Source organism: Photorhabdus africana, from assembly GCF_035181445.1.
Classification (GTDB): domain Bacteria; phylum Pseudomonadota; class Gammaproteobacteria; order Enterobacterales; family Enterobacteriaceae; genus Photorhabdus; species Photorhabdus laumondii.
The window spans coordinates 1-18,542 of the sequence record NZ_JAXBVE010000010.1; the positions used below are offsets into that span (position 1 = coordinate 1).

Consider the following 18,542-nt stretch of genomic DNA (forward strand, 5'->3'; position numbering starts at 1 on the left):
TCACAGGCTTCATCCGTGGTTTTGGTATTAGTTTGGCGACGATTATCAGATCATAAATGAAGCCTTTTTTCTATCTAAAATATACAGTTACTGCTTAAGAGCCTGTATATGCAGGCAGCTTAGAAAATTAGCTTGCGAGCCACTTGTGATGGCTTAACGTTCACTGCCGTACAGGCAGCTTAGAAATTTAAATCCGGCAGCAATTGAAGACCAATAGAGTTCACTGCCGTACAGGCAGCTTAGAAAACAGATACACCAAGGATTGATGAACGCACCTTGTTCACTGCCGTACAGGCAGCTTAGAAACTTTTGCTAAAGAGATTTTATTTGTATTATCAGTTCACTGCCGTACAGGCAGCTTAGAAAAATAATCAAAACCAGTCAGCCGAAGAATGGACGTTCACTGCCGTACAGGCAGCTTTTATTAACGGAGGCAGCTATGAGTCATACCCGCTACGAAACTGATGTGATAGCTTGGGCAAATGAGCAAGCAGCATTATTGCGCGCAGGTAAACTCTCTGAGATCGATATAGTTAATATTGCCGAGGAAATTGAGGACGTGGGCAAGAGTGAAAAACGTGAACTAGCAAGGCGTATGTCAGTTTTGTTGTCCCATCTTTTGAAGTGGCAATTCCAGCCTGAACGCCGTGGTTCAAGCTGGCAACGAACTATTAAGGAACAGAGAAAAGCGCTGGCATTGCATATAAAAGAGACACCCAGCTTGAAAAACACAATTGCTGATGAAAACTGGTTTGCAAAAGTTTGGGCTGATGCAGTTTCTTCTGCTGTCGATGAAACAGGGCTGGATATGTTCCCGGATGAATGTATTTGGAATATAAATCAGATCTTTTCTCAAGAGTTCTATCCTGAATAAGTTTCAATGAGTTGGCTTATTTGACGCACTGACTTCGGTTGGTGCGTTTTTTTAAGTAGTTATTTCAGCTTTTTGTAGTAAGGCTAGTTGCAAGGCACCATCATCTAGGCCAAATACAATGCTACATTGGCAGCTTATAAAAGTTAATGAGCTCTAGTGCATAAGCATGAATTTAGGTATACTCGCCGCTTTTGTTAACAAAGTGAATAATTAACCATGAATAATATTGCTGCCTTATCTTTAGCTGCTGTGATGTTTACTAGCGGTTGCGCTACGATCGTGGGTGATAAAACTCAGCATGTTCAAGTTGATAGCAATCCATCGGGGGCCACATTCTCTATCAAAGATGAATTAGGCAGGGTTGTTGCCCAAGGGAAAACGCCTCAAGATGTTATTTTAGAAAAGTCTGATGGAAGTTATTTTGGTAAAAAAGATTATTTGGTTACTTTTACTAAAGATAATTCTGAGTCTGTCACGTTACCAATTAAGGCGAGCGCCAACGGTTGGTACATTGGGGGTAATTTTTTATTTGGTGGTTTAATTGGTTGGCTCTTATTTGATCCATTTAATGGTGGGATGTATACGCTGCATCCGAAATTAGTGAATGCCCAGTTACCTCAGAAACCAGTGAGTGTTGAGGTGCCTCAGAAAGCAGTGAATGCTGGCTCATCTCAGAATCAGGTAACAAATACAATTATTCTGATGGTAGACCCTAATAAGGCGGTAGATCCTAATAAGATATTAGACGCTAATAAACAGGTAACACCGTTAGGGTAAGCCAAAATGTCCGGTTGGACAATCTGGTAAGTATATGACAATAAGCCCTCTCATTTCCTGAAAGGGCTTTTTAACTCTGTTTTGCTTTTTTTATGGTAAATGACGGTTAAGAGTTTATTATTTTTGGAATTATAATGAGTGATAAAGTAATTTGTTGACTGATTATCATGAAAATACTTTTAATGGTTTCTTGATTCCATAAAAATAGATATTATTCTGATTGGTCTGATTAATAAGTGTTGAAGTTATGTTTCATAATCATTTGATAAATTCCACCTTCGATTTTATATTTTCTGGATAATGGCAATTGAATTGAAAAATAGATAAATAAAGAGTGAGTGAAAATAAATATTCATGTAATTTGAGTCCGTACATGATTTTATGTTAAATAATAATTTATTGATTTTTTTATGTTAAATAATAATTTATTGATTTTAAAGGAATATTATTTATCTTAAAAAAGGCTTTTTTATTGTTTATTAGTATATGTTTTAACTGTCAGTAGGTTAAAGTTAATATCTAATCGTGCACTGTTGGATAGGTAGCTTAGCAAGCTGGATTAAGATGGTGTGATTTGGTGGTTTTTTGCACTAACACAGGCGGCCTAAAAAGTACAGACAGCTTACAAGTATCTCAGTCGTGTATAATCCATTTTCCATTTTTGCACTGACGTACAGGCAGTTCGGAAATCAACTAACATGATTTTGAGATAAATACGATGAATTTATTGAAATCGCTGGCTGCGGTTAGCTCTATGACCATGTTCTCTCGGGTTTTGGGCTTTATCCGAGATGCCATTATTGCCCGCATATTTGGGGCAGGTGTTGCAGCGGATGCTTTTTTTGTTGCATTTAAATTGCCTAATTTACTGCGCCGTATTTTTGCAGAAGGCGCCTTTTCTCAGGCATTTGTGCCTATTTTGGCAGAATATAAGAATCAGCAAGGTGATGAAGCGACCCGGACGTTTATTGCTTATGTTTCCGGTATGTTGACGTTAATTCTGGCCATTGTTACTGTGTTGGGGATTTTAAGCGCGCCTTGGGTGATTTATGTTACTGCACCGGGTTTTACCGATACCGCCGATAAATTTACTCTGACAACAAATCTGTTGAGAATTACTTTCCCCTATATTTTTCTGATATCACTGGCCTCATTGGCAGGTGCGATATTAAATACCTGGAATCGATTTTCTGTTCCTGCTTTCGCTCCGACGTTACTTAATATCAGCATGATTGTGTTTGCATTATTTGTCGCCCCTTATTGTCATCCGCCGGTGATGGCGTTGGGTTGGGCGGTGATTGTGGGCGGAATTTTGCAACTCTTATATCAGCTTCCTCATTTAAAAAAGATTGGCATGCTGGTATTACCGCGTATTTCTTTTCGTGACAGCGGCGTATGGCGGGTTATGCGGCAGATGGGGCCTGCAATTCTTGGGGTTTCAGTCGGCCAGATTTCATTAATTATTAATACGATTTTCGCCTCATTTCTGGTGTCCGGTTCTGTCTCCTGGATGTATTACGCTGACCGTTTGATGGAATTACCCTCTGGTGTATTGGGTGTTGCGCTTGGAACAATTCTTTTACCTTCACTAGCGAAAAGTTTTTCCAGTGGAAATCATGAGGAGTACACCAAATTAATGGATTGGGGGCTGCGGCTCTGTTTTTTATTAGCGCTGCCTTGTGCTGTTGCTTTAGGTATGCTGGCAGAACCTTTAACAGTTTCTCTATTCCAATACGGTAATTTTACTGCATTTGATGCAGTAATGACCCAAAAAGCGTTAATTGCTTACTGTTTTGGATTGATGGGGCTAATTATTGTCAAGGTGTTGGCTCCGGGTTTTTATTCTCGTCGAGACATTAAAACCCCGGTAAAAATTGCGATTGTCACTTTGATTCTAACTCAATTAATGAACCTTGCTTTTGTTGGCCCGCTGAAACATGCCGGGTTAGCCTTGTCTATTGGTCTGGCATCTTGTTTCAATGCTAGTATGCTTTATTGGCAATTACGTAAGAAAAATATTTTTAAGCCGTTAGCGGGTTGGGGGATGTTCTTATTTAAACTGGTTGTGGCAATTACGGTAATGATTGCCGTATTAGCTGTTACTTTATGGTTGATGCCAGCATGGGAGCAGGGAAATATGGCTACGCGCTTGTTGCGATTGATGGTGGTCGTTATTGCCGGTGCAAGCAGCTATTTTGCTGCGTTGATGCTGATGGGTTTTCGGCTAAAAGATTTTGCCCACCGCAGTTTTTAATAAATTGAGGTATCCCGGTAGTTATTGTTAGTTCAAGCTGAGCTTGAGTTTTCTGAGGTTACCGGGATATCAGCTAATGATTAAATAGCTATACCCTATGGATTTCAAGATGGATCGTGACGGCAAGGGAGCGAATCCCCGGGAGCATCGATAACGGGTATATATGAACATTAATTGCAACAACCGGGATTTGCTCGGCAAGTAGCGGTCGCGTTGGGGATTATGAAGGGTGGCGCTGCCTATTGTGACAGGCGTGATAAGGCAATAATAGATATGCCCGATCACGCCAATTTTTCGGAAAAACAGCGATTATCCGGTTACATCCGCTCTACCGTCTCAATACCCAATGTATTCAGACCTTGCTTCAATGTCTTAGCGGTCAGGAGCGCCAGTTTCAGGCGGCTTTGACGCAACTCTTCGCTTTCCGCATTGAGGATTTGGCAGTGTTCATAGAAACCGGAGAATAGACCAGCCAAATCGTACAGGTAAGCACACATCACGTGTGGCGTACCTTCACGGGCGACGGTGGTGATGGTCTCTTCGAATTGTAACAAACGGGTGGCCAATGTTTGTTCGCGATCTTCATTTAGGATAACCGGTAGGGTCAGACTGCTTTCATCGATTTCGGCACGTTTAAAGATGGAGGCAACACGGGTGTAAGCATATTGCATATAAGGTGCGGTATTGCCTTCAAAAGCGAGCATATTATCCCAATCGAAGATGTAATCTGTGGTACGGCTTTTGGAGAGATCAGCGTATTTCACGGCACCAATACCGACAGCTTCAACGACTTTTTTCAATTCATCTTCTGGCATATCCGGGTTCTTCTCACGGATAAGGATATTGGCCCGTTCAATGGCTTCATCCAATAGATCGGTCAATCTGACTGTACCACCGGCGCGAGTTTTAAATGGCTTGCCATCTTTGCCCAACATCATGCCGAACATATGGTGTTCCAGTGACACGGATTCTGGTACATAACCCGCTTTACGAGCGATGGTCCAGGCTTGCATCAAATGTTGATGTTGACGGGAATCGATGTAGTAAAGAACGTGGTCCGCGTGCAGGGTTTCATAACGGTATTTTGCGCAGGCGATATCGGTTGTGGTGTAAAGATAACCTCCATCCTTCTTTTGGATAATAACGCCCATCGGTTCACCTTCTTTGTTTTTATATTCATCAAGGTAAACTACGGTTGCACCATCGCTTTCCACTGCCAGCCCTTGCTGTTTCAGATCAGCGACAATACCGGGCAGCAGATCGTTGTACAGACTTTCACCCATGACAGAATCTTTAGTCAGCGTGACATTCAGACGATCATAGGTTTGCTGATTTTGGGCCATTGTGATATCCACTAGCTTGCGCCACATGGTACGGCAATATTCATCACCGCCTTGCAGCTTCACCACATAGCCACGGGCGCGGATGGCAAACTCTTCATCTTCATCGTAATTCTTTTTGGCTTCGCGATAGAAAGCTTCCAGATCGGACAATGCCATATCGCTGGCATTTTCGTTTTGCACTTTTTCCAAATAGGCAATTAGCATACCGAACTGGGTTCCCCAGTCACCCACATGGTTAGCGCGGATAATCTTATGACCGAGGAATTCAAGTGTACGGACGGCGGCATCACCAATAATCGTGGAGCGCAAATGACCAACGTGCATCTGTTTCGCGACATTGGGGGCGGAATAATCGATAACAATAGTTTGCGGTTTGGCTGGTGTAACGCCCAGCTTTTCATCTTTCAGTGCAGTTTCGATATTGGCTGCAATCCATGCTTTATCAAGGAAGATATTGATAAAGCCGGGGCCAGCGATTTCAATTTTACTGGCGATACCTTGCAGATTTAGCAGGTTAACAACTTTTTCTGCCAGTTGTCGGGGAGGCATGCCCACTTTTTTCGCGGCGGCCATAACACCATTGGCCTGATAGTCGCCAAATTGCGCTTTCGCGGATTGGCGGATGTGAGCTTCGCTGTCGGCTGGAGCACCTGCTGCAATCAGCGCTTGGCTGACTTTTTCTGAAAGAATTGCCTGAATATTCACCTGGTTACCTTAAATGACGAACAAGAAATAGGTATATTGTAGCAAACAATACCCTTTGCAAAATGGTTCATAAGAAAAAACGGCGGGCTTTATACCATATTCAACACATGACATACCACTTTACTGTTGCTTTGTGCCAAGTTGCGAAGATAAAAAACGCCTCTTCTCTATACCCAATGGATTGCAAGATGCATCGCGACGGCAAGGGAGTGAATCCCCGGGAGCATAGGTAACTATGTGACCGGGGTGAGCGAGTGCAGCCAACAAAGAGGCAGCTTGAAAGATAACGGGTATATAATGCCGTAATGAATATACGGCATCAGGGAGGGGCGCGGTTATGGGAGTATGGCAAACGAACGAACAGGAAAACCAGAGGCTTTTTTAGGTTTGGCGACAATGTTGAAAATAACTGCACCACGTACAGGTACTTGGTCTAAATTAGCTAAAAGTTCTATCTGATAAGTATCTTGCTTTAATACATAATCTTCGCCCAACAACGCATTATTCTTTCTAAAATCTTTAGCGGCGTCGGTATCAAATGTTTCATGTCCAATAGCTTTAATATGGCGTTCTTCAAATAAAAATTTAAGGGCATCTATTCCCCACCCAGGTATTTGGTTATTGCCAGAATCATCTTTATTATCCATTGCTTTCTGAGATGGCCAGCGTTTACTCCAATCCGTTCTGAGCGCAACGAAAGTACCGGCCTCAATAATTCCATATTCTTCTTCAAATTTAAGAATATCTTCTTTAGAAAGTGAAAAGTTGGGGTCCTGTTTTGCTCTTTCTGATTGATCAAGCACGATTAAAGGTAAAACTAATTCTTTTAATTCCAGTTCATCAACATAACGGGTATTAGGAACAAAGTGGCAGGGAGCATCAAGGTGAGTCCCATATTGGCCGGGAAAAGAAAATTGCTGAACAAAAAAGCCATCTTTGTAATCAAACAGTGTTTTAAATTCTGCTGAATCAAGCATAAAAAAATGTGGAGAATCTTTATCGAAGCTATGCGTCAAATCGACCCATTTTTTTGACTTCAACACAGTGAGTGCTTGTAAGATGCTATTTGACATAAAAAACCCCATTTTTGATAATTTATTGATGTTATTTTTACCACTATTGCATGATTAATGCTGTAAGATTTGTTGCTGTAAATAGTGATATTCCTCATGTTTTATAGCCTTTTATTGTTTCAGGCTTGTGTTAGACTCGCCAGATACGAGCGCATCAAGTTATGATTCTTATAAATGGAAAATTATAGAGAAATAATAGAAAATAAGATAATTGATTTTTACATTAGTTAAAATTTAAAATCAAATATAACAAAAAAATATATATTATATATTTTTTCGGCATTATTATTAATGTGATTTGTTTCTATCTTATTGTTATTTAGCGTTTTTTTATCTTAATTGAGTTTTATTGATTAAAATTGAAAATCTTTTGCAAATTATTTGTTGGGATTTTTAATAAAAAAGAGATTAATATCATTTATAATTGAACTAGTTCAAAGAATGGCTAGTCTACATTTACCTAAAAAAGGAACTGTTATGCTTTGGAAGAATACTTCCAACCAGTTTGGTCACTTATCTGTGCTTTTACATTGGCTGGTTGCATTGATCGTATATGGCATGTTTGCGCTAGGACTGTGGATGGTGACATTAGGGTATTACGATACGTGGTATCACAAAGCACCTGAAATTCATAAAAGCATCGGAATGTTGCTGTTTATCATGATGGCTGTGCGTGTTATCTGGCGTTTTGTTTCTCCACCACCCAAGCCATTAGCCAGTTATAGTCGCCTGATTAGAGTCAGCGCGGTTTTAATGCATATTTTGTTGTATATCTTACTGTTTGGCATTTTGATTAGTGGTTATTTAATTTCGACCGCTGATGGGCAGCCGATTTCTGTTTTTGACTGGTTTATTGTGCCGGCCACATTAATCGGTCAGGGCGAACAGGCGGATACTGCCGGAATGATTCATCTTTACCTTGCTTGGGCAGTGGTAATTTTATCGTTATTACATGCTGTTGCAGCATTAAAACACCATTTTATCGACTGTGATGCAACCTTAAAGCGGATACTGGGTTTCCGTCCTGAATAATATAAAAGACGATTATGGAGAAGAATATGTTGAAGAAGACGTTACTTGGCCTGACTGCGGGTGCATTGTTACTAAATGCAAGCTCTGCACTAGCTGCCAATTATAAAATTGATATACCCGGCCAGCACGCCTTTATTGGATTTCGCATTCAGCATTTGGGGTATAGCTGGCTATATGGGACATTTAAAGATTTTGATGGCTCTTTCACATTTGATGAGCAAAATCCGGCTGAGAATAAAGTTAATGTGACCATCAAAATAGCCAGCTTGGACACTAACCACGCCGAACGTGATAAACACCTGCGTAGTAAAGATTACTTTAATACAGAGAAATACCCTGAAGCAAAATTCACTTCAACCGAAGTGAAAAAAGAGGGGGAGAAATATGTTGTTACGGGTGATCTGACTTTAAACGGTGTGACAAAGCCGGTGGTACTGAATGCCGAGCTGATGGGGGAAGGTAAAGACCCGTGGGGTGGCTACCGCGCAGGTTTTGAAGCTTCTGGTAAAATCAAACTGAAAGACTTTAATTTCAAAGCAGATTTGGGACCTAAATCACAGGAAGCGGATTTATTGATTTCTATCGAAGGCATTCGGGAAAAGTAATACGCTAATGACTTGGTTCGGTAGTGCAATTTATTAAGGGCTGCGCATTGCGTGGCCTATTTTATTGATAGGAAAAACTTTCTTCCCAGTTGATCTCATGGATAATGGAATACATCAAAAATTGAGTTACAAAAAGCGCAAGGGGGGAATGCTTACTTTCAGGTAGCTTTATTCTGACATATATTACCAATAGACCAAATAGAATCTTTTTCTTTATCTGATGTGGATGCTTATATCGTTTGAAGAAAAACATAGTAAGCATCCATTTGTAGGAAACAGTAATAATAATGATGAGGCTGCTATTTAACGCGGACTTTTTCTTATCTGCCAAGTGAAATAATGTGATTTTTCACTTGACGTTGTATTAAATAGAATGTTTATTATATTAGTAATACATGTTCATATAATTTTTATATTATTTCCTTTAGAGGGGAATACCGAGATTCTATTATGACCTCGACTTGAAATTCACCTGAATTATCACCAAAAGTACCCGGTACGTCATTGAATAAAAGTATTAATTCGCCATCTACAGGAATCGTTTTATGAAGTACTCCGTTGCCAATTGCAAACTTCTTGTTGGCGATCTTAGCGACGAGTGTGGCTATTGGTGGCGGTTGTGGATTATTAGGTACAGGGCCATCAGGTGCTGCCCATTCAACATTATCACGGCCATATTTCACCCATCCATGAGCAACAACAGAGATTGTATCTCCTTGTTTGAGAATAAGTCCTGTGGATTTACCGTTTTCAGCGTTAGCTGGAACACTTCCTGACCAATCAGACATAGTATTGCCTCCGAAATTATGTTTTATAGAAATAGTTTTGTCAAAGATATTTACATATTTGACTAAAATGTAATTTATTTTCTTTATGATTGGATTTCAATGAGAAAATTAGTGTTTGTGATCTGTATCAATTACAATAATCTTTGTATCTACCGTTAATTTTAATATTGTGATTTTTTATTTTAAATAATTGTCCTGAATCGTTAGAATAAAATAATAATATTCCTATTTTTAATTTCCTAATCTAATTATATTATAAAACCAGAATTCCCCTTAATTCCCATTACGTACGGAAATTGTGTAAAATAAAATGGTTATATACCCAATGGATTTCAAGATGGATCGCGACGGCAAGGGAGCGAATCCCCGGGAGCATAGATAACGATGTGACCGGGGTGAGAGAGAGCAGCCAACAAAGAGGCAACTTGAAAGATAACGGGTATAGTAACTTATTGATAGATAGTGTTTCTTGCAAGATATCAAACCTTGTCCCAAGCGGGTTTTTTCGCTTAATTGCAGTTTTTTGTGAGTGAAATAGGGTAATGAGAATTCATGGAATTATTGAAAGAGTGATTGTGTTGGTACCATCGAATTTCAATTATTACAAATCGAGAGTATCATTCGAGGCTTGAAATGGTAGCAACCCTTTAAAACTCTTGGGCTGTTTGGGGCCAAGGGAAGGGACCAATCTATTGCATCTTAACTGGGATAATATGACACATTTTTCTTCTATTGTTGAATTACAGGATTTAGTGGCTGATCTGGCAATATTTGAGCAAAAATTGGTACGGTTCAAACAACGGCTTGATTTGAATGTTGAACAGTATCAAGCCGATCATATCTCCTTACGTTGTCACGATATCTCTGTAGCGGAGCGCTGGCGTAAAGGTTTTTTGCAATGTGGCAGTTTGATGTCAGAAAGTATCATTAATGGACGCCCAATCTGCCTGTTTGATTTAGAGCACCCAATCGCGGTGCTTAATTGGCAAATTGATTGTGTTGAATTGCCTTATCCTGGCAAGAAAACTTACTTGCATCAGGGATGGGAACATGTGGAGCTGGTGCTGCCGGTGGCACCTGAGATCTTATCAACAGCAGCAAAAGCATTATTACCGCAACCTTTGCCGGCAGGTTTTTCTGTCAAAGAGAGCCAACCCAAAGGGGAACAGGAGCGATTGCCTAATCCGACCTTAGCTGTCTCTGATGGTGAGATCACCATTAAGTTTCACCCATTTACATTGAGTGAAATTGTTAAAAGTGAATGCTCAGCTACATAAGTTAAAGTGATATCGTTATGTGAGGCTGGCAAGAAATTCTAATGCCTGCGGATTGCGCTCCACCATTTTAATCAGTAACACAGCTTGTTTATTCGGTTTAGCCCGTCCCTGTTCCCAGTTCTGGTATGTTGTCTCACCGGTATGCAGGTACTGGGCAAAAATAGCCTGAGAAATATTCAGTTTACTCCGGATAGATTTCAACTCATCCGGACTGATGAAGATATTATTTTTTAACCTCCTCTTATGGGTTTTCAATGTGAGTTTGCCTTCATTAGCCTCTTCCCAAGCTTTCATCCCTTCATTGAGTTCTGTAAATAGATCACGGTTCATTTATGCTCCTTTTTCTCATTTCTAGCATTTTACGTAAGGATTCGCATTGCTCTTTAGTTAAGTCTGACATTTCATCTTTATCATAGATAGTGAAAAGCATGAATTGCGATTTAGATACCCACCAATAGTAAATCACCCGAATACCGCTCCGTTTTCCCTTTTTCCTTCGAGAATCAGTAAAACGCACTTTACGTAATCCGCCAGTATGTTGGATTACGTCCCCTACTGTTGGATTTTTCAGCAGCATATTTTGGAAGGTTCGAAACTCCTCATCACTCAGGTAGTTATGACGGTAACGTTCAAAAGGTGGTAGTTCAATAAAAACAGCTTCCATCATTTATCCATCTGTCCCCAACTTGAGTATAATATTACACCCAAGTTGGGGATAGTTAAAGAGAGTCAACCCAAAGGGGAACAAGAGCGGTTGCCTAATCCGACCTTAGCTGTCACTGATGGTGAGATTACTGTCAAGTTTCACCCATTTACATTGCGTGAAATTGTCAAAAATGAGTACTAGTCAGCAAAATTAACTTTTTCATCCTAGTGATCCAGATAAAAGTTCTGACCTTGTGATTTCCTACAAATCATCGGCAATAATTAGATGTCATAGTTAGTGGGTTGAATTACTGAATCGTTTAGATTCATTGATTGCTCGTTAATAACTGGGTGTCTAAGGAACTTCTGATGACAAAGTTAGAAATTTGTTGTTTTAGCGTAGGTTGCGCATTAATCGCACAACAGGCGGGTGCTGACCGGATAGAGCTCTGCGCCAGTCCGGCGGAAGGGGGATTAACACCGAGTTTTGGTACATTGAAGCAGGCTATTGAGCAATTAACTATTCCTGTCTATCCCATTGTACGTCCAAGAGGTGGTGATTTTTGCTACAGTCACTCAGATTTTGAGGTGATGAAAAATGATGTTGCTCAGATCCGTGATATGGGATTTATGGGCGTCATTTTTGGTGTATTAAATGAAGAAGGGCATATTGATTTGCCCCGTATGCAACAATTGATGGCACTGTCTGGCAATATGGCCGTCACTTTTCACCGTGCATTTGATATGTGTTTTAATCCTTATGTGGCATTGGATCAACTCACTCAACTTGGTGTTAAACGAATATTGACTTCCGGCCAGCAACAGAATGCCGAATTGGGATTACCCTTATTGAAAGAGTTGCATCAAGCCAGTCAGGGGCCAATTATTATGGCAGGTGCGGGTGTTCGTATGAGTAATATTCATAAATTTATCGATATCGGATTAACGGAAGTTCACAGTTCGGCAAGCCGGATTATGCCTTCTACCATGACCTATCGCAAAGCGGGAGTGACGATGAGCGCGGACAATGAGGTGGATGAGTTTTCACATTATTGTGTTGATGGTGGTGTGGTAGAGGTGATGAAAGGGATGCTGAGTCTGACTTTGTTTGAATAAAATCTATTTACCCGTTATCTTTCAAGTTGCTTCTTTGTTAGCTGCGCTCCCTCACCCCGGTCACATAGTTCGCTATGCTCCCGGGGATTCGCTCCCTTGCCGTCGCGATCCATCTTGAAATCCATAGGGTATATGAACTGGCCCAATGTTGGGCCAGTTCGAAAAATTAGGGCTTACGGGCGATCAGTACTGCCCGTAGGGGGGCGGGATAACCCTCAATGGTTTTACTGCTATCCGTAGGATCGAGGAAATCAGATAGTGATTCAGTTTTCATCCAATCTGTACGACGTTGTTCTTCCGTGGCTGTGACTGCCTGATCGACAATTTTCACATCGACAAAACCGCACTTCTCTAGCCAGATTTTCAGCATTTTTGCCGAAGGAATGAAGTAGACGTTGCGCATTTGAGCATAACGTTCACCTGGGATTAAACAGGTATGTTCATCTCCTTCAACAACCAGGCTTTCCAATACCAGTTCACCATCGGATATAAGCTGGTTTTTCAATTGCCAGAGATGGTCAAGAGGAGAGCGGCGGTGATAGAGAACGCCCATTGAAAAGACTGTATCGAAAGCGGCCAGTGCCGGTAATTGTTCAATGCCCAGCGGTAAAAGATGGGCGCGTTGATCATTGCCAAGTAACTTTCTGACAGCTTCAAATTGGCAAAGGAAGAGCTGAGTTGGATCGATACCAACGGCAAGTTCAGCCCCTTCACCGACCATCCGCCACAGGTGATAGCCACTGCCGCAGCCAACATCAAGAATTGTCCGGCCGGTTAATGGAGAAATATGGGGCAGTACTCGATCCCACTTCCAATCTGAACGCCATTCAGTATCAATATTTACACCATAAAGCGAGAATGGGCCTTTGCGCCACGGCATGAATATTCGCAATATATTGGTAAGGCAAATTTTTTCACCTGCGGATAGGGGCGGATCGCATTCTGCGATCACGCCATTTTTCAGGTCTAATTGGGTCGGTGAAATTTCGGGTAGGTTTTCCAGGGTTTTTACCCATGATTTAAAATTACCGTGCAGGGCCGCTTTTTGCCATGCTTGCAATTGAGCAGGAAGACAATTAAGCCAATGCTGGAGGTTATTTTTTGCAATAAGTTGATAAAAATTACCGAAATCGATCATTTATCGGCTCCTTTTATCGCCAGCAGTGAACCAAAGTTGAAACACTGAAACCAGACTTCAACATGGTTAAAACCGGATTGATGGAGACGGGATTTGTGTGTTTCTACAGAATCAGTCAACATGACATTTTCAAGCATGCTGCGTTTCTGGCTGATTTCCAGTTCGCTATATCCGTTAGCACGCTTAAAATCGTGGTGCATATTAAACAGTAACTCTCCAATCTGTTGATCTTCAAAGCTGAATTTCTCTGATAAAACTAAAACACCACCAGGACGTAATCCTTGGTAAATCCGGTTTAGTAAACCTTGTCGATCTTGCGGGTTGAGGAATTGTAAGGTGAAATTCAGTACGACCATCGAAGCATTTTGAATATCGATATTAAGAATATCGGCTTCAATGACTTCAACCGGTGTTTGCGCCCGGAAAGCATTAATATGGCGACGACAGCGTTCCACCATTGCCGGGGAATTATCAACGGCGATAATTTTGCAGTTTTCAGCGATAATATTGCGGCGCATTGCCAGGGTTGATGCACCTAGAGAACAACCCAGATCATAAATTTGACTGTTTGATGTCACGAAACGGCCGGCCAGCATACCAATCATGGAAACAATATTTGAATAGCCTGGCACGGAGCGTTGGATCATATCAGGGAAAACTTCGGCTACCCGTTCATCGAAATGCCAGTCTCCCAGATTGGCAATGGGCGTGGCAAACAGGCTATCCCTTTGATGGTAAGGATCTTGATTTGACATAACAGCATTAATTATCAGAAAAAATAGAAGGTGGCATTCTAACAGATGTAAAGCTTGACCTTGAACCAATTTTCTCTGTGCTTGAAAGGAGTGAATAATGGAAATATTTGAGGAGATTAAGTGTTGCACAAAAATCATATCATGACGCGATCAATCCTTGATTTCATTAGTCAGCATTAGGGGATCTTTGGGTTTGATATAAAAGTAAAGATGCATTGAAAAGCACCTTTTAAATGACCTATTGTTTGCTTACGTAAAAGAGTGAGATGGTGTATGGCATATCAAATTTGCAGGGGGAAGGTGAGGTGGTCGCAATCCTGAATCGGAATGAACCTGCGTTTTATGGTGTGCCTCCTGAATTATTCGCCTACTATCTCGCTTTGCATGTCAACGTTGGAAAGTCTTCCTTATATAGGAAACCGCTATGGTTAGAATAATAGGCAGCCGAGTTTGCTGCCTGTTATTTCAGCGTCAGTACTATCAGGTTAGTAGAGAGAAAATATCTGTTCCCAAGGCAAGTAGTAAATATTTGTCATCACCATTAATACGATTGAGAGATAAGTTGCTACCATGCCTGAACGTCGCCAGCGGAGTTCACGGTGGTACAGGCCATAATAATGCAAGACTCTGCCGATGAGCAGAATCAAACCACAGACATGTATCATCCAGACATTTGAGCCGTTCATCTCCATCATGACCAGCAATAACATAGCGATAGGAATATATTCCACAGCATTACCGTGGATGCGGATCGCTGTTTGTAATTCGTAAAAACCACCATCTCCATATGAGACACGATATTGTGTTCTTAACTTAACCACATCAAAAGACAGCTTAATCAATAATAGTGCGCCCAACACAACATAAAGCGAGCTAACCATTTTTAACTCCATTGCCTAACCGAAATTGGCCAATTAAGTTATGATAAACCCCAAAAATAAAACTGTCGCTATAAATAGATGGGAATTGAAAATAAATTGCCCAATTATCAGACATCAAGCAATGGTATCGCATCGGGATATTACCTGCCCTTATCTCTGAGCAGAATTTCCATTATAATGGCGACCTTTTTTGACACTTCATGACACTTTTCAAGTTCAAGAACGATGCCAAAATTTCCGCAGCAACAGCACAACAGCCGAGTAAAAGGATATTGTATGCGTACTGATTATTGTGGGCAGTTGAATCTGACCCATGAAGGCCAGAAGGTGACTCTTTGTGGTTGGGTAAACCGCCGCCGTGATCTGGGTGGCTTGATTTTTATTGATATGCGTGACCGTGAAGGGATTGTTCAGGTATTTTTTGACCCGGATCAGCAAGCCGCATTTTCTCAGGCCGCTGAACTGCGTAATGAATTCTGTATTCAAATCACCGGTAATGTCCGCGCCCGTCCTGACAGTCAAATTAATAAAGATATGGCCACCGGTGAAATAGAGGTTTTTGCGGAAAGTTTGAATATCATCAACCGCTCCGAACCGCTGCCTTTGGATAGCAACCAGACGAACAGTGAAGAGCAACGTCTGAAATATCGCTATATTGATCTGCGTCGGCCTGAAATGGCAAATCGCCTGAAAACACGGGCTAAAATCACCAGTTTTGTGCGTGGTTTCATGGATAATCAGGGTTTCCTGGATATTGAAACGCCAATGTTGACGAAAGCAACACCCGAAGGCGCCCGTGATTATTTGGTGCCAAGTCGTGTTCATAAAGGCAAATTTTATGCCTTGCCTCAATCCCCGCAGTTATTTAAACAATTGCTGATGATGTCCGGTTTTGACCGTTATTATCAAATTGTTAAATGCTTCCGTGATGAAGACTTGCGTGCAGATCGTCAGCCAGAATTTACCCAGATCGACGTGGAAACTTCCTTTATGACTGCTGAGCAGGTCAGGGGAATGATGGAAATGATGATCCGTGAATTGTGGCTTGAAATTGAAGGTGTTGATCTGGGGCATTTCCCGGTGATGACGTTTGCCGAAGTGATGCGTCGTTTCGGTTCTGATAAACCTGATCTGCGTAACCCATTAGAGTTGGTTGATGTTGCAGATCTGGTTAAAGATGTGGAATTTAGTGTTTTTGCTGAACCGGCGAATGACAGTAAAGGCCGCGTAGCTGTGATTCGGGTATCAGGTGGTGCTGAATTGAGCCGTAAGCAGATTGATGAATATGGCAAATTCGTTGGGATTTATGGCGCAAAAGGGCTGGCGTGGATAAAAGTCAATGCACGTGCTGCCGGTCTGGAAGGGGTTCAAAGTCCGATAGCCAAGTTCCTGAATGCCGAGGTGATTGAAGGTCTGCTTTCCCGTACCGGCGCACAGGATGGCGATATTTTGTTCTTCGGTGCTGGCAGTGTAAAAGTGGTCACTGATGCCTTGGGAGCGTTGCGTCTGAAATTAGGGCGCGATCTGAACCTGACAAAATTGGATAGCTGGCGGCCACTGTGGGTTATCGACTTCCCCATGTTCGAAGATGATGGGGAAGGTGGCCTGACCGCTATGCACCATCCGTTTACTTCACCGCGTAATATGTCAGCGGCGGAGTTGGAGCAAGATCCGGTTTCGGCTATTGCCAATGCTTACGATATGGTGATTAACGGCTACGAAGTGGGTGGTGGCTCAGTGCGTATTCACCGTAATGAAATGCAACAGGTAGTGTTCCGTATTTTGGGCATTAATGAGCAGGAACAGCAGGAGAAATTTGGCTTCTTGCTGGATGCACTGAAATTTGGTACGCCACCCCATGCAGGTTTAGCATTTGGTCTTGACCGTCTGGTGATGTTGCTGACAGGAACGGATAACATCCGTGATGTTATCGCATTCCCTAAAACTACCGCAGCCGCTTGTTTGATGACGGAAGCGCCAAGTTATGCTAATCCGGCGGCCCTTGAAGAGTTATCAATCTCTGTTGTTGCTAGAAAAGAGAGTGAATAATGGCTTATAAGCGCCCCGAGTCTGTGCTGGTGGTTATTTATGCGTTTTCCAGCCGACGGGTGCTAATGTTACAGCGGCGGGACGATCCTGATTTTTGGCAGTCTGTCACTGGCAGCCTTGATGGAGATGAAACGCCGTGGGAGACAGCATTGCGTGAAGTGCAAGAAGAAGTCGGTATTGATATTATAGGTGAAAATCTTGAACTGATGGATTGCCGACGTTCTCTTTATTATGAGATTTTTACCCACTTACGCCATCGCTATGCTCCAGGAGTCACCCGCAATAAAGAGTACTGGTTCTGTCTGGCATTGCCGGAAGAGCGAGAGTGCTTGTTGACTGAACATCAGGCTTATCAATGGCTGGATGCGGATAAAGCAGTAAAGCTCACTAAGTCGTGGAGCAATCGGCAGGCGATTGAAGAGTTTGTTATTGAATAAGTTTATTAGACGTTTTATCGGAGAACCTTATGGCAGGTCATAGTAAATGGGCCAACACCAAGCACCGCAAAGCTGCGCAGGATGCGAAACGCGGTAAGATTTTCACCAAAATTATCCGGGAGCTAGTAACGGCAGCCCGTCTGGGGGGTGGAGATCCGGCATCTAACCCACGTCTGCGTGCTGCAATTGATAAAGCACTGTCCAACAACATGACCCGCGATACTCTGAACCGTGCTATCGCCCGTGGTGTCGGCAGTGATGACGCGGATAACATGGAAACCATCATTTATGAAGGTTATGGTCCGGGGGGAACGGCGGTGATGGTTGAGTGTCTGAGTGATAACCGTAACCGTACTGTTTCTGACGTTCGTCACGCTTTCACTAAAACCGGTGGTAATTTGGGTACTGATGGCTCGGTGGCTTATCTGTTCACCAAGAAAGGGGTGATTTCTTACGCGCCAGGGCTGGATGAAGATGCGGTTATGGAAGCGGCGTTGGAAGCCGGCGCTGATGATGTAGAAACCTATGATGATGGCGCGATTGATGTTTACACCACACCAGAAACGTTTGGTAATGTGAAAGATGCGTTAGATGCGGCCGGTTTTGTGGCTGTATCAGCAGAAGTTTCGATGATCCCTTCCACTAAAGCGGAATTAGATGCGGAAACTGCACCTAAATTATTACGCTTGATTGATATGTTGGAAGATTCAGACGACGTACAAGAGGTTTACCATAACGGTGAAATCTCTGATGAAGTTGCTGCTTTGCTGTAATTTCAATTGGGTTGTATACC

Annotated in this window: 17 protein-coding genes, 3 pseudogenes and 1 CRISPR repeat array; of the genes and pseudogenes, 12 read left to right on the forward strand and 8 right to left on the reverse strand. The window is 42.0% G+C overall.

Annotation, left to right across the window (positions count from 1 at the left end):
* The first annotated feature begins 158 nt into the window (after positions 1–158).
* Positions 159–426: direct repeats of the CRISPR family, unit length 28 nt; unit sequence GTTCACTGCCGTACAGGCAGCTTAGAAA.
* Between the two features lie 13 nt (positions 427–439).
* From SLS51_RS07740 to murJ, 3 genes and pseudogenes are all read left to right on the forward strand, one after another.
* A complete protein-coding gene (locus tag SLS51_RS07740) occupies positions 440–874 on the forward strand; it encodes a DUF29 domain-containing protein (protein ID WP_323837055.1) in 435 nt (144 codons plus the stop codon).
* Positions 875–1,090: 216 nt separating this feature from the next.
* Positions 1,091–1,489, forward strand: a pseudogene (locus SLS51_RS07745) (hypothetical protein); the annotation flags it as partial.
* A gap of 880 nt (positions 1,490–2,369) precedes the next feature.
* Complete coding sequence (gene murJ / locus SLS51_RS07750; protein WP_323837057.1) at positions 2,370–3,905, forward strand: murein biosynthesis integral membrane protein MurJ; 1,536 nt, start codon at positions 2,370–2,372, stop codon at positions 3,903–3,905.
* 317 nt (positions 3,906–4,222) lie between these two features.
* Here murJ and argS read toward each other — a convergent pair whose 3' ends face one another.
* Positions 4,223–5,953: an arginine--tRNA ligase gene (argS, locus tag SLS51_RS07755; protein ID WP_323837059.1), complete on the reverse strand. Its 1,731-nt coding sequence runs from the start codon at positions 5,951–5,953 to the stop codon at positions 4,223–4,225.
* A gap of 335 nt (positions 5,954–6,288) precedes the next feature.
* Positions 6,289–7,026, reverse strand: a complete 738-nt coding sequence (locus SLS51_RS07760) for a cyclase family protein (protein ID WP_323837061.1) — start codon at positions 7,024–7,026, stop codon at positions 6,289–6,291.
* Positions 7,027–7,503: 477 nt separating this feature from the next.
* Here SLS51_RS07760 and SLS51_RS07765 point away from each other — a divergent pair, with 477 nt between their 5' ends.
* Both SLS51_RS07765 and SLS51_RS07770 read left to right on the forward strand, forming a co-directional pair.
* A complete protein-coding gene (locus SLS51_RS07765) occupies positions 7,504–8,058 on the forward strand; it encodes a cytochrome b (RefSeq protein WP_323837063.1) in 555 nt (184 codons plus the stop codon).
* Positions 8,059–8,084: 26 nt separating this feature from the next.
* Positions 8,085–8,663, forward strand: a complete 579-nt coding sequence (locus SLS51_RS07770) for a YceI family protein (RefSeq protein ID WP_323837065.1) — start codon at positions 8,085–8,087, stop codon at positions 8,661–8,663.
* Between the two features lie 410 nt (positions 8,664–9,073).
* Here SLS51_RS07770 and SLS51_RS07775 read toward each other — a convergent pair whose 3' ends face one another.
* Positions 9,074–9,451 (reverse strand): LecA/PA-IL family lectin, encoded by a 378-nt coding sequence (locus SLS51_RS07775; RefSeq protein WP_323837067.1) that lies wholly within the window; start codon positions 9,449–9,451, stop codon positions 9,074–9,076.
* A gap of 713 nt (positions 9,452–10,164) precedes the next feature.
* Here SLS51_RS07775 and SLS51_RS07780 point away from each other — a divergent pair.
* Positions 10,165–10,728: a VOC family protein gene (locus tag SLS51_RS07780; protein WP_323837069.1), complete on the forward strand. Its 564-nt coding sequence runs from the start codon at positions 10,165–10,167 to the stop codon at positions 10,726–10,728.
* A 15-nt stretch (positions 10,729–10,743) separates the two neighbouring features.
* Here the strand turns inward: SLS51_RS07780 and SLS51_RS07785 are convergent, their stop codons facing one another.
* Positions 10,744–11,058, reverse strand: a complete 315-nt coding sequence (locus tag SLS51_RS07785) for a helix-turn-helix domain-containing protein (RefSeq protein WP_323837071.1) — start codon at positions 11,056–11,058, stop codon at positions 10,744–10,746.
* A complete protein-coding gene (locus SLS51_RS07790) occupies positions 11,048–11,392 on the reverse strand; it encodes a toxin (RefSeq protein ID WP_323837331.1) in 345 nt (114 codons plus the stop codon). Before SLS51_RS07790 ends, SLS51_RS07785 begins: the two co-directional genes overlap by 11 nt.
* Before the next feature lie 54 nt (positions 11,393–11,446).
* Between SLS51_RS07790 and SLS51_RS07795 the strand changes: the two are divergent.
* Together SLS51_RS07795 and cutC are read left to right on the forward strand one after the other, a co-directional pair.
* A pseudogene (locus SLS51_RS07795) lies at positions 11,447–11,575 on the forward strand (VOC family protein); the annotation flags it as partial.
* Positions 11,576–11,742: 167 nt separating this feature from the next.
* A complete protein-coding gene (gene cutC / locus SLS51_RS07800; protein WP_323837073.1) occupies positions 11,743–12,489 on the forward strand; it encodes a copper homeostasis protein CutC in 747 nt (248 codons plus the stop codon).
* A 166-nt stretch (positions 12,490–12,655) separates the two neighbouring features.
* On the opposite strand, the gene cmoB is transcribed toward cutC, so the two are convergent.
* The gene (gene cmoB, locus SLS51_RS07805) at positions 12,656–13,627 is read right to left on the reverse strand and encodes a tRNA 5-methoxyuridine(34)/uridine 5-oxyacetic acid(34) synthase CmoB (RefSeq protein WP_323837075.1); all 972 of its coding nucleotides are present in this window, start codon (positions 13,625–13,627) and stop codon (positions 12,656–12,658) included.
* A complete protein-coding gene (cmoA, locus tag SLS51_RS07810) occupies positions 13,624–14,382 on the reverse strand; it encodes a carboxy-S-adenosyl-L-methionine synthase CmoA (protein WP_323837077.1) in 759 nt (252 codons plus the stop codon). Before cmoA ends, cmoB begins: the two co-directional genes overlap by 4 nt.
* Positions 14,383–14,675: 293 nt before the next feature.
* Here cmoA and SLS51_RS07815 point away from each other — a divergent pair.
* Positions 14,676–14,765, forward strand: a pseudogene (locus SLS51_RS07815) (plasmid stabilization protein); the annotation flags it as partial.
* 102 nt (positions 14,766–14,867) lie between these two features.
* Here SLS51_RS07815 and SLS51_RS07820 read toward each other — a convergent pair.
* Complete coding sequence (locus tag SLS51_RS07820; protein ID WP_323837079.1) at positions 14,868–15,263, reverse strand: MAPEG family protein; 396 nt, start codon at positions 15,261–15,263, stop codon at positions 14,868–14,870.
* A 276-nt stretch (positions 15,264–15,539) separates the two neighbouring features.
* On the opposite strand from SLS51_RS07820, the gene aspS reads away from it, so the two are divergent.
* The 3 genes from aspS to SLS51_RS07835 are packed head-to-tail and all read left to right on the forward strand — an operon-like array spanning position 15,540 to position 18,522.
* Positions 15,540–17,312 (forward strand): aspartate--tRNA ligase, encoded by a 1,773-nt coding sequence (gene aspS / locus SLS51_RS07825; RefSeq protein ID WP_323837333.1) that lies wholly within the window; start codon positions 15,540–15,542, stop codon positions 17,310–17,312.
* Complete coding sequence (gene nudB / locus SLS51_RS07830; protein WP_323837081.1) at positions 17,312–17,749, forward strand: dihydroneopterin triphosphate diphosphatase; 438 nt, start codon at positions 17,312–17,314, stop codon at positions 17,747–17,749. The genes aspS and nudB overlap by 1 nt, the downstream gene beginning before the upstream one ends.
* A gap of 29 nt (positions 17,750–17,778) precedes the next feature.
* Positions 17,779–18,522, forward strand: coding sequence for a YebC/PmpR family DNA-binding transcriptional regulator (locus tag SLS51_RS07835; RefSeq protein ID WP_323837083.1), 744 nt, complete (start codon positions 17,779–17,781; stop codon positions 18,520–18,522).
* The last annotated feature ends 20 nt before the right edge of the window (positions 18,523–18,542 follow it).